The following is a 10,398-nucleotide window of genomic DNA, read 5'->3' on the forward strand; positions in this document are numbered from 1 at the left end:
TGGCGAATGCGGGCCGGTCATGCGCACCGGCCCGCGGGCCATCACTCTTCCTTGCCGCTCTCGACTTCCTGGGCCATGCGCGCCAGACCCATGTGCCGCACGTCGGTGCCGCGCACCAGATAGATCACCAGTTCGGCGATGTTGCGTGCGTGGTCGCCGATGCGTTCCAGCGAGCGCAGCGCCCAGATCACGCTGAGCACGCGGGAGATCGAGCGCGGGTCTTCCATCATGTAGGTGACCAGTTCGCGCAGCGCGGTCTTGTATTCGCGGTCGACGGTCTTGTCGTACTGCGCCACCGACAGCGCGAGGTCGGCATCGAAGCGGGCGAAGGCGTCGAGCGCTTCCTGCACCATCTTGCGCACCTGATCGCCGATGTGGCGCACCTCGACGTAGCCCTTGGGCGACTCGCCTTCCTCGCACAGCTGGATGGCGCGGCGGGCGATCTTGGTCGCCTCGTCGCCGATGCGCTCGAGGTCGATCACCGACTTGGAGATGCTGATGATCAGGCGCAGGTCGGAGGCCGCCGGCTGGCGACGGGCGAGGATGCGTACGCACTCCTCGTCGATGTTGCGCTCCATCTGGTTGATCTGATCGTCGACCTCGCGCACCTGCTGGGCCAGGCCCGAATCGGCCTCGATCAGCGCGGTGACCGCGTCGTTGACCTGCTTCTCCACCAGGCCGCCCATCGCCAGCAGGTGGCTGCGCACTTCCTCCAGCTCGGCGTTGAACTGCTGGGAGATGTGTTGGGTGTGGTTGTCTTTGCCGATCATTGTTCTCGCTCCGAGGAGACTGCCGCTAAGGCGGCTCTGGTGCGCAGCGCACCCAGGTAAATTGAATACCACGCGGGCCCGTCCGGGCCTGCGGCATGGTCCGACTAGCCGTAGCGGCCGGTGATGTAGTCTTCGGTCTGCTTCTTCGCCGGGTTGGTGAACAGCGTATCGGTGTCGCCGTACTCGATCAGCTTGCCCATGTACATGAACGCCGTGTAGTCGGAGACGCGCGCGGCCTGCTGCATGTTATGGGTGACGATGACGATGGTGTACTTGGACTTCAGTTCGTAGATCAGCTCCTCGACCTTCAGCGAAGAAATCGGGTCGAGCGCCGAACTCGGTTCGTCGAGCAGCAGCACTTCGGGCTGCACGGCGATGGTACGCGCGATCACCAGACGCTGCTGCTGACCACCGGACAGGCCGAGCGCCGACTCGTGCAGGCGATCCTTGACCTCGTCCCACAACGCCGCGCCCTTGAGCGCCCATTCGACGGTCTCGTCGAGCACGCGCTTCTGCTTGATGCCCTGGATGCGCAGGCCGTAGACCACGTTCTCGTAGATGCTCTTGGGGAACGGGTTGGGCTTCTGGAACACCATGCCGACGCGACGGCGCAGGTCGGCGACATCCTCGCCCTTGCGGTAGATGTTGTGGCCGTCGAGGTTGATCGCGCCTTCGATGCGGCAGCCGTCGACCAGATCGTTCATCCGGTTGAAGCAGCGCAGCAGCGTGGACTTGCCGCAACCGGACGGGCCGATGAAGGCCGTCACGCGCTGACGCGGGATGTTCATGCTGACGTTGAACAGCGCCTGCTTCTGCCCGTAGAACAGGCTCAGGTCGGGCACCTCGATAGCCACCGGCTCGGTGGCCAGGTCCAGCACGCGCTTGTCGCGGCCGAGCGAAGAAATATCGATGGAATGGGTGTTGCTTTGCATGTGCTCACTCCGTTCGCAGCTGCAAGCTGCAAGCTACCGCCGCACGCTTCGGCCGCGGCCCCGTTCTTCCGGAGGCTGGCCTGAAGCGTGCCGCTTCAATTAATGGTCGAGCGCCTTGTACTTCTCGCGCAGGTGGTTGCGGATGACGACCGCACTGAAGTTCAGCACCGCGATGACCAGCACCAGCAGGAACGCGGTGGCGTAGACCAGCGGCCGCGCGGCCTCGACGTTGGGGCTCTGGAAACCAACGTCGTAGATGTGGAAGCCCAGGTGCATGATCTTCTGATCCAGGTGCAGATAGGGGTAGTTACCGTTGAGCGGCAGGTTCGGCGCCAGCTTGACCACGCCGACCAGCATCAGCGGCGCCACTTCACCGGCGGCCCGCGCCACGGCGAGGATCAGGCCGGTCATCATCGCCGGGCTGGCCATCGGCAGCACCACGCGCCACAGCGTTTCGGACTTGGTCGCGCCGAGCGCCAGCGAGCCTTCGCGGATCATCCGCGGGATGCGCGCCAGGCCTTCCTCGGTGGCGACGATCACCACCGGCAGGGTGAGGATCGCCAGGGTCAGCGAGGCCCACATCAGCCCCGGGGTGCCGAACACCGGCGCCGGTGCGGCTTCGGGGTAGAAGATGCGGTCCAGCGAGCCGCCCAGCACGTAAACGAAGAAGCCCAGGCCGAACACGCCGTAGACGATCGACGGTACGCCGGCGAGGTTGTTCACCGCGATGCGGATCACGCGGGTCAGCACGCCCTGCTTGGCGTATTCGCGCAGGTAGACGGCAGCGATCACGCCGAACGGGGTGACGATCACCGCCATGATCAGGGTCATCAGCACGGTACCGAAGATCGCCGGAAAGATGCCGCCCTCGGTGTTCGCCTCGCGCGGTTCGTCGCTGACGAACTCCCACAGCTTGGCCGCATAGAAGCCCAGCTTGTCGGTGGTGGACATGGCGTTCGGCCGGTAGGCGCGCACCACCTTGCCCATGCTGATCTGCTGCTCGCGGCCATCGACGGTGCGCACGGTGATGCTGTCTCGGTTGAACTGCTGCTGCAGCGCGATCAGCTCCTGCTCCAGCACGCGGTATTCGGCATCCCATTCGGCGCGCTCGGCGTCCAGCTCGGCCTGTGCCGCGGCATCCAGACGGCCGTCCAGCTCCAGCTTGCGGGTCTTCAGGCGCAGGCGCTCGAGGCCGTGGTTGATCCGGCCGATCTCGACCTTCTCCACCTGGGCGATCTGCCCGTGCAACTGCTCGACCCGTTCAAGGCGGCGCTGCAGCTCAGCCCAGGCGGCGTCGCCCTCAGCCACCAGCTGCCCGGCCTCCTTGACGTTGAGCAGCTCGCCGTAGAAGTTGCCCCACTCGCGGCGCTCCAGCACCACCATGTCGTGCGGCGTGCGCGGGTTGCTCAGCCATTCGCCGACCACCCAGGAGAAGTCCGCACCGTAGACTTCACGGTTGCCGACCTTGAGCAGTTCGCGGGTCATGAACTCGCCGCCCTCGACAGTGACCGGCAAGCCACTGGCCGCCAGCCGCGCGCGCGGCACTTCCTCGGCCTGCACCACCTCGCCGGCCAGCACGCGCGGTGCCTCGCCGGGCACCTGGTAGTCGGCGACCATCACGTCGGCCGGCCAGAAATGCGCCAGGCCGCGCACACCAATCACGGCCAGCAGGCCCAGGGTCATGATCACCGCGATGGCCACCGCACCGGCGTTCATCCAGATCCACGGAGTGCCACTCTTGACCCAGGTGTTCAACGAATCCTTTTTCACGGATCGATACCTTTTCGAAAATCTCGGCGCAGCCGCCCGCAGGCGGCGCGTGCATTACAGGCTGGCGTACTTGCCGCGCAGGCGCTGACGGATCAGCTCGGCCAGGGTGTTCATCACGAAGGTGAACATCAGCAGCACCAGCGCGGCGAGGAACAGCACGCGGTAGTGGGTGCCACCGACCTCGGACTCGGGCATTTCCACCGCGACGTTGGCCGCCAGGGTGCGCATGCCCTCGAAGATGTTGGCTTCCATGATCGGCGTGTTGCCGGTGGCCATCAGCACGATCATGGTTTCGCCCACGGCACGGCCCATGCCGATCATCAGCGCCGAGAAGATGCCCGGGCTGGCGGTCAGCAGCACGACGCGGGTCAGCGTCTGCCAGGGCGTGGCGCCGAGCGCCAGCGAACCCAGGGTCAGGCTTTTCGGTACGCTGAACACCGCATCCTCGGCGATCGAATAGATCGTCGGGATCACCGCGAAGCCCATCGCCAGGCCAACCACCAGGGCGTTGCGCTGGTCGAACGGAATGCCGAGGTCATTGGACAGCCACAGGCGCATGTCGCCACCGAACAGCCAGTTCTCCAGATGCCCGCTGATCGCCAGCGAGCCGACACCCACCAGCAGCACCACCGGAATCAGCAGCAGCGCTTCCCAGCCATCCGGCACGCCCAGACGCACGCTCTCGGGCAGGCGGCTCCAGCTCCAGGCAGCGAACAGGATGCCCAGCGGCATCAGCAGCAGCAGGCTGAAGATGCCCGGCAGGTGGTTCTCCAGGAACGGCGCGAGGAACAGACCGGCAAAGAAGCCGAGGATCACCGTCGGCAGCGCCTCCATCAGCTCGATCACCGGCTTGATCTTGCGGCGCAGCGCCGGGGCCATGAAGTAGGCGGTGTAGAACGCCGCGCAGATCGCCAGCGGCGCCGCCAGCAGCATCGCGTAGAAGGCGGCCTTGAGCGTGCCGAAGGCCAGCGGCGCGAGGCTCAGCTTGGGCTCGAAATCGGTGTTGGCGGAGGTGGACTGCCAGACGTAGTCAGGCTTCGCGTAGCTTTCGTACCAGACCTTGCCCCACAGCGAACTCCAGGAAATCTCCGGATGCGGGTTGTCGACCACGAAGCGCTGCAGGCCCTGCGGCGACTCCACCAGCAGACGGGTGGCGCGCGGCGACAGCGCGGCCAGCGCGGCGCCGTCGGCCACCTGCTCCTTGAGCAGCGTGCGGTGCGCGGTGCTGTGGAAGATGCCCAGCGTGCCGGCGCGGTCGAGCGCGAGGAAGCCCTTGCGACGCTCTTCCGGGAGGATCTGGCTGACCGGGCTGTCGGCCAGCGTGAAGTTGCGCACGTTGCGCAGCTCGGCCTGGCCGTCGGCGCCACGCACCATGAACCACTGGCCGATGCCGCCCTTGGAGTCGCCGATCATCAGCGAGATGCCGCCAAGCAGCGGGCTGACAGCGGTGATCTCGGCCCCATCGGCGACCAGCTTGTAGCGACCGTTGAGCTGCTTGCGGCGCAGATCGAAGACGTCGGCGCTGGCCTTGCCGCTGACCGCGTACAGCCACATGTGACGCGGATCGATCTGCAGCGCGCGGATCGGCTCGGCAAGCTGCGGCAGATCCAGGCGCTGCTGTTCCAGGGTCACCTCGCCGGTCAGCAGGTTCTCGCTGCTGGCGATGCGTTGGGCATGCAGCGTGGTGCCGGTGGCGCCGGCGACCAGCAGGGTCTTGCCGTTGAGGCTGACGGCCGCCTGCTCGATCGCGCGGCCCTCGCCGTCGAGCTGCAGCGGCTGCTCGCCGAACGGATAGACGATCCGCGGCGTGATGGTCTTCTGGTTGTTCGGGTAGGTGATCTGGTACTCGTGCTCGATGACCAGCGCCTGACCGTTGCTCAGGCCGAGCACCAGGCGGCGGGTGCCGGGGGTGTCCTGGCCGACCGAGACGATGCGGCTGTCAGCCGGCAGCGCCAGGGCGATATTCGCGAGCGGCGCGCCATCGGCCAGTGCGAAGAAGCGCACCTGGCCATCGGCGTTCAGGCGCATCGCCACCTGGTTCTGCTCTTCGATCGCCAGCAGCAGTGCCTGGTTGTCCTCGGCCAGCCAGGCCGGGCGCTGGACTTCGCGTGCTTCGAGCTCGGCGCCCTGGAACATGGGCAGCACGACCTGTCCCAGGTAGAAGAAGATCAGGGTGATTGCGCCCAGCACCGCCAGGCCACCGATGGTGACGTACCAGCGCGCCAGGTGATCTTTCAGCGCGCGAATGCGGCGTTTACGCTGCAGGGCCGGCGTATTGAAATCCAGCCGTTGCACATCGGAGTTCGCGGTCATGGGCTCTATGTCGTTCATGCCAAGGTTCCTGGGCCGGGCGGCCCCGTCAGGGCGACTAATCTAATCAAGCCGTGTGACAGAAAAATTACAACCGGGTGACACGACGAAACCCGCCAGCGCGAAGTGCGTGGCGGGCATCGTGACGCAGGACCGGCGGGGCTGCCGCCGATCCTCCGTGCGGGTCGTTAGAGACCCAGGTCCTGCATGGTCTTGTCGACCACTTTCTTCGGCAGCGGGATGTAGCCGTCCTTGACCACGACCTCCTGGCCTTGCTTGGACAGCACCAGCTTGATGAACTCGGCGTCGATCGGGCTCAGCGGCTTGTTCGGCGCCTTGTTCACGTAGACGTAGAAGAAGCGCGCCAGCGGGAACTTGCCGGCCAGGGCGTTTTCTTCGTTGGCCTCGAAGGCTTCGCCACCCTTGGACAGCGGCACGGCGCGCACGCTGGAGGTCTTGTAGCCGATGCCCGAGTAACCGATGGCGTTCAGGGTGCTGGAGATCGACTGCACCACCGAGGCCGAACCCGGCTGCTCGTTGACGTTGGATTTGAAGTCGCCCTTACACAGCGCTTCTTCCTTGAAGTAGCCATAGGTGCCGGATACCGAGTTACGACCGAACAGCTGGATCGGCTTGGCCGCCCACTCACCGGTCAGGCCCAGGTCGCCCCAGGTCTTGATGTCCTGAGCGCCACCGCACAGGCGAGTGCTGGAGAAGATCGCGTCGACCTGTTCCATGTCCAGGCTCTTGATCGGGTTGTCCTTGTGCACGAACACGGCCAGGGCGTCGATCGCCACCGGCACGGCGGTCGGTTTGTAGCCGTACTTCTGCTCGAAGGCCTGAATCTCGTTGTCCTTCATCGGGCGGCTCATCGGCCCCATGTTGGCGGTGCCTTCGGTCAGCGCGGGCGGCGCGGTGGAGGAACCGGCAGCCTGGATCTGGATGTTGACGTTCGGGTAGCTGCGCTTGAACTCTTCGGCCCACAGCGTCATCAGGTTGGCCAGAGAATCGGAGCCGACGCTGGAGAGGTTGCCGGAAACACCGGAAGTCTTCTCGTAGCTCGACAGAGCCGGATCGACTGCCGCAACCGCGCTCGCGGCACCCACACCAGCGGCCACGAAGGTCAGCGCCGCCATCAAACGATTCAGTTTCATACCTTGCTCCTAGCAGAGGTGTGTTCGAGTGTGTTGGAACGGGGGCCAGTATCGGTAGGCCGTATGAACACTCTATGAAGCGAGTGTGACAATCTTGTTACCGTCGGCAATCTTGACCGGGGGCGGTCGCTGCACCGTCTGAGTGCCGTTATACTGCGCGCTTCCCGCCCTATCGCGGGGTTTTCGCGCCAGAACAACAATCGCGCCGCGAGTCCGACCGATGAAAGAATACGAACAGGAAGATCCGATTCCCCAGGGCGACCTGGCCCTGCAGCTGACCGCCCTGCCGCGCGAAACCAACGGCTTCGGCGATATCTACGGCGGCTGGCTGGTCTCGCAGATGGATCTGGCCGGCACTGCGATGGCCAGCCGCGTGGCCGGCGGCCGCGTGGCGACGGTGTCCATCGACCGCATGGCCTTCATGGTGCCGGTGGCAGTTGGCGCGCAGCTGTCCTTCTATACCCAGACGCTGGAAGTCGGGCGCAGCTCGATCCGCATGCTGGTGGAAGTCTGGAGCGACGATCCGCTGTCCAGTGAATGGCGCAAGGTCACCGAGGCGGTGTTCGTCTTCGTCGCCATCGACGGCAGCGGCCGCACCCGCCCGGTAACGCCGCGGCGCTGAGCGCCGCTCAACCAGCGGCCGACAGTTCGTCCGGCCCGGCGAAGCGGTTCTTGCCGGCCTGCTTGGCGCGGTAGAGCGCCGCGTCCGCCGCCGAATACAGCTGCCCGGCGTTCTGCCCGGGCTGCAGCGTCGCGATACCGATACTCACCCCGACCCGTCCCTGCGCCGATGCCGGATGCGCGATGGCCTGCCGACGCAGCGCGGCCAGCACCTGACTGGCGATCTGCTGCGCGGCATCCTCGGTGCAGTCATAGAGCAGCAGGGCGAACTCTTCGCCACCGACGCGTGCCGCCTGGTCCAGCGGCCGTCGCGCGAAGCTGGCGAGCAGCCGGGCGAACTCACCGATCAGCGCATCGCCGGCGGGATGGCCGAGGCGATCGTTGTAGGCCTTGAAGTCGTCCAGATCGAGCAGCAACAGGCTCACCGGCACGTCGTCGCGCCGCGCCTGCGCCAGCCGCTGCCGCAACGCCTCGTCATGGCTGCGACGGTTGGGCAGCTCGCTCAGCGCATCGTGCGCGGCGACCCAGCCCAGCAGCTTGCGCATGAGGAACTGCTGACGCTGCGAGTATTCGTGCACGTAACGGCTGATCGCGCCGATCACCAGCAGCAGCAGGTAGTAGCTGACGGCGATCCAGTGCTCGGGCAGGCGGTCCGAAGGCAGGATCTGGCTGGCCATGAACACGTCGATCGCCACGATCGACAGCGCGCAGAGCAGCGAATGCCAGAACGTCATGCCGAGGAAGAAGAACGAACTGATGATCAGCAGGCCGGCGCCATAGCGAAACGCGTAGGGCTGCGCCGCCAGTTCGTACTGGATGTCGATGATCGCGGCGACCACGCCGATCAGCACCAGCAGCATCGGGAACAGCTGGTTGGCGCGCGCCTGGTAGGTCTTGCTGAAGAAGCTCAGCAGCAGCACCAGCACCCCCGGCGACAGCTCCACCAGACGCAGCACCGTGAGTCGGCCCAGCCACTGCGGATCGTCATGCGGAAACAGCAGGTGTTCGGCATACAGGTAGCCGCTGACGGCGACGATCAGCAGCAGCGCGGCGACTCGCTGCGCGCCGCGCGCCTGGCGATCGAGGAAGCGGCGGAATTCGGCTTCCAGCTCGGGCTTGAACAACAGCAGGCGAAAGCCCCGCAGCAACTGCCGCCCGTAGGGGGTGTCGCTGAATTCGGCCGCCGATGAATGCTCGGTGATGCGCATGAAACAAGCCTGCTGTGGTGGCGCCGAATGATATCACTACGCCATTACTGGGACGCAAACAACCGCCCGCTGGCGAACCTGACTGACGAACGGAGCCGGCTCCAGCGCGGCGGGACGGCTTGCGACGCACGGCAAGAGCCGCCAAGATCGGCCTTCCTATCGCCCGAACGCACCCCGTGACCGCTCTTCTGCTCGCCCTCTGGCCCCTGTTTGCCCTGATCGTCGCCGGCTATGTGCTGCGTCTGCGCGGCTTCCCCGACGACGCCTTCTGGCCGGGTGCCGAACGGTTGAACTACTTCGTCCTGTTTCCGGCGTTATTGTTCAACAGCCTGGCGACCGCGCCGCTGGACAACCCGGCCTTGCCGCGCCTGGGCGCCGCGGTGCTGCTCGCCCTCGGGCTGGTCTGGGGCGTCCTGCTGCTCGGCCGGCGTCTGCGCGGCTGGCCGGCGGCGCGCTTCGGTGCGCTCGCGCAGGGTGCGCTGCGCTTCAACACCTATCTGGGTCTGGCGGCTGTCGGCAGCCTGTTCGGCAAGGACGGTCTGGCGCTGGCGGCGCTGATGCTGGCGCTGATGGTGCCGACGGTGAACGTCATGTCGGTCTGGGCGCTGACCGCCGAGCGCGGCATCAGCGCTCGCAGCCTGCTGCTGCCGATCGCGCGCAACCCGCTGATTCTCGCCTGCCTGGCCGGTGCGCTGGTCAACCTGGCTGGTTTCGGCCTGCCCGGTGGCAGCGACCGCCTGCTCGGCCTGCTGGCCGCCGCCAGCCTGCCGCTGGGGCTGCTGTGCGTGGGCGCGGCGCTGAAGCCCAAGGAACTGGGCGGGGAAATTCCGACGCTGGGCTGGAACAGCGCCGTGCGTCTGCTGGCGGTGCCGTTGCTGGCGTACGGCGTCGCCGCCCTGTTCGCGCTGCCGGCGATGGAGACCACCATCCTCGTGCTGTTCTTCGCCCTGCCGACCGCACCGACCGCCTATGTGCTGACTCGCCAGCTCGGCGGCGACAGTCACCTGATGGCCGGCATCATCACCCTGCAGACGCTGCTCGCCGCCGCCAGCCTGCCGCTGGTGCTGACCTTGCTGGAAGGCTGATCAGCGCGCCACCTGCCTGCGCAGCAGGCGCAGCAGCGCCAGTGCCAGACCGATGCCCAGCGCGCAGAGCACCAGCAGCGGTCCGAGATAGCCGAGTGCGTCCTGCAGCCAGCCGAGCAGCTGGTGTAGCCAGGCGGTACGTCGCGACGTCGCCACCGCCACATAGCCACCCTGCTCCCAAATCCGATAGGCCGCATGCAGCGGAATCAGCGCCAGCGGCAGCAGGATCAGGCACAGCCAGTAGCCGCTGCGCCGATGCGGTCCCAGCAGCCCCCACGGCAGATAGGCGGCGCGAATCAGCCCGCCGAAACAGAAGCTGTAGTAGCCGACCATGCCGAGAAACAGCAGATTGGCCAGGCTCGCCTGCTGCCACACGGCGAACAGCGCCAGGCCGCCCAGCCCGAGACTGACGGCTGCCCAGAGGAGATAGAAGAGCTTTTCCATACGTCCGATTCCGCGTGCGCTGACGAACACGCATCGGAGCAGAAACCCACCCGCGATATCGGCAACCGCTTCACGAAACCGTCGGACCACTGCCGAGAAAGCCG

The 10,398-nt window shown here is 66.2% G+C and carries 9 protein-coding genes; 2 read left to right on the forward strand and 7 right to left on the reverse strand.

Annotated features, from left to right (window positions below):
- Nucleotides 1-41: 41 nt before the first annotated feature.
- From phoU to AC0ZJQ_RS17925, 5 genes are all read right to left on the reverse strand, one after another.
- Nucleotides 42-770: a phosphate signaling complex protein PhoU gene (phoU, locus tag AC0ZJQ_RS17905; RefSeq protein WP_008569380.1), complete on the reverse strand. Its 729-nt coding sequence runs from the start codon at nt 768-770 to the stop codon at nt 42-44.
- A gap of 104 nt (nt 771-874) precedes the next feature.
- On the reverse strand, nt 875-1,702 hold the full coding sequence (gene pstB / locus AC0ZJQ_RS17910) for a phosphate ABC transporter ATP-binding protein PstB (RefSeq protein ID WP_003286776.1): 828 nt from the start codon (nt 1,700-1,702) through the stop codon (nt 875-877).
- A 99-nt stretch (nt 1,703-1,801) separates the two neighbouring features.
- Nucleotides 1,802-3,472, reverse strand: coding sequence for a phosphate ABC transporter permease PstA (pstA, locus tag AC0ZJQ_RS17915; protein WP_476477043.1), 1,671 nt, complete (start codon nt 3,470-3,472; stop codon nt 1,802-1,804).
- A 54-nt stretch (nt 3,473-3,526) separates the two neighbouring features.
- Entirely contained in the window at nt 3,527-5,803 is a 2,277-nt protein-coding gene (locus AC0ZJQ_RS17920; protein WP_476477044.1) for an ABC transporter permease subunit, read from the reverse strand.
- Nucleotides 5,804-5,970: 167 nt separating this feature from the next.
- On the reverse strand, nt 5,971-6,936 hold the full coding sequence (locus AC0ZJQ_RS17925) for a phosphate ABC transporter substrate-binding protein PstS family protein (RefSeq protein WP_054093958.1): 966 nt from the start codon (nt 6,934-6,936) through the stop codon (nt 5,971-5,973).
- A gap of 220 nt (nt 6,937-7,156) precedes the next feature.
- On the opposite strand from AC0ZJQ_RS17925, the gene AC0ZJQ_RS17930 reads away from it, so the two are divergent.
- A complete protein-coding gene (locus AC0ZJQ_RS17930) occupies nt 7,157-7,558 on the forward strand; it encodes an acyl-CoA thioesterase (protein ID WP_008569375.1) in 402 nt (133 codons plus the stop codon).
- A 7-nt stretch (nt 7,559-7,565) separates the two neighbouring features.
- Here the strand turns inward: AC0ZJQ_RS17930 and AC0ZJQ_RS17935 are convergent, their stop codons facing one another.
- Nucleotides 7,566-8,765, reverse strand: a complete 1,200-nt coding sequence (locus AC0ZJQ_RS17935; protein WP_476477045.1) for a GGDEF domain-containing protein — start codon at nt 8,763-8,765, stop codon at nt 7,566-7,568.
- Between the two features lie 176 nt (nt 8,766-8,941).
- Between AC0ZJQ_RS17935 and AC0ZJQ_RS17940 the strand changes: the two genes are divergently transcribed.
- Complete coding sequence (locus AC0ZJQ_RS17940) at nt 8,942-9,850, forward strand: AEC family transporter (protein WP_476477046.1); 909 nt, start codon at nt 8,942-8,944, stop codon at nt 9,848-9,850.
- Here the strand turns inward: AC0ZJQ_RS17940 and AC0ZJQ_RS17945 are convergent, their stop codons facing one another.
- Nucleotides 9,851-10,294 (reverse strand): hypothetical protein, encoded by a 444-nt coding sequence (locus tag AC0ZJQ_RS17945; RefSeq protein ID WP_476477047.1) that lies wholly within the window; start codon nt 10,292-10,294, stop codon nt 9,851-9,853.
- Nucleotides 10,295-10,398: the final 104 nt, after the last annotated feature.

The sequence above is a fragment of the Stutzerimonas sp. 21-1 genome (genome assembly GCF_056336065.1).

Excerpts from the sequence above, each read along its gene's own strand:
- AC0ZJQ_RS17930 (WP_008569375.1), top strand. The coding sequence starts at position 7,157 with ATGAAAGAATACGAACAGGAAGATCCGATTCCCCAGGGCGACCTGGCC.
- AC0ZJQ_RS17945 (WP_476477047.1), bottom strand. The coding sequence starts at position 10,294 with ATGGAAAAGCTCTTCTATCTCCTCTGGGCAGCCGTCAGTCTCGGGCTG.
- AC0ZJQ_RS17920 (WP_476477044.1), bottom strand. The coding sequence starts at position 5,803 with ATGAACGACATAGAGCCCATGACCGCGAACTCCGATGTGCAACGGCTG.
- pstB (WP_003286776.1), bottom strand. The coding sequence starts at position 1,702 with ATGCAAAGCAACACCCATTCCATCGATATTTCTTCGCTCGGCCGCGAC.
- AC0ZJQ_RS17935 (WP_476477045.1), bottom strand. The coding sequence starts at position 8,765 with ATGCGCATCACCGAGCATTCATCGGCGGCCGAATTCAGCGACACCCCC.
- phoU (WP_008569380.1), bottom strand. The coding sequence starts at position 770 with ATGATCGGCAAAGACAACCACACCCAACACATCTCCCAGCAGTTCAAC.
- AC0ZJQ_RS17925 (WP_054093958.1), bottom strand. The coding sequence starts at position 6,936 with ATGAAACTGAATCGTTTGATGGCGGCGCTGACCTTCGTGGCCGCTGGT.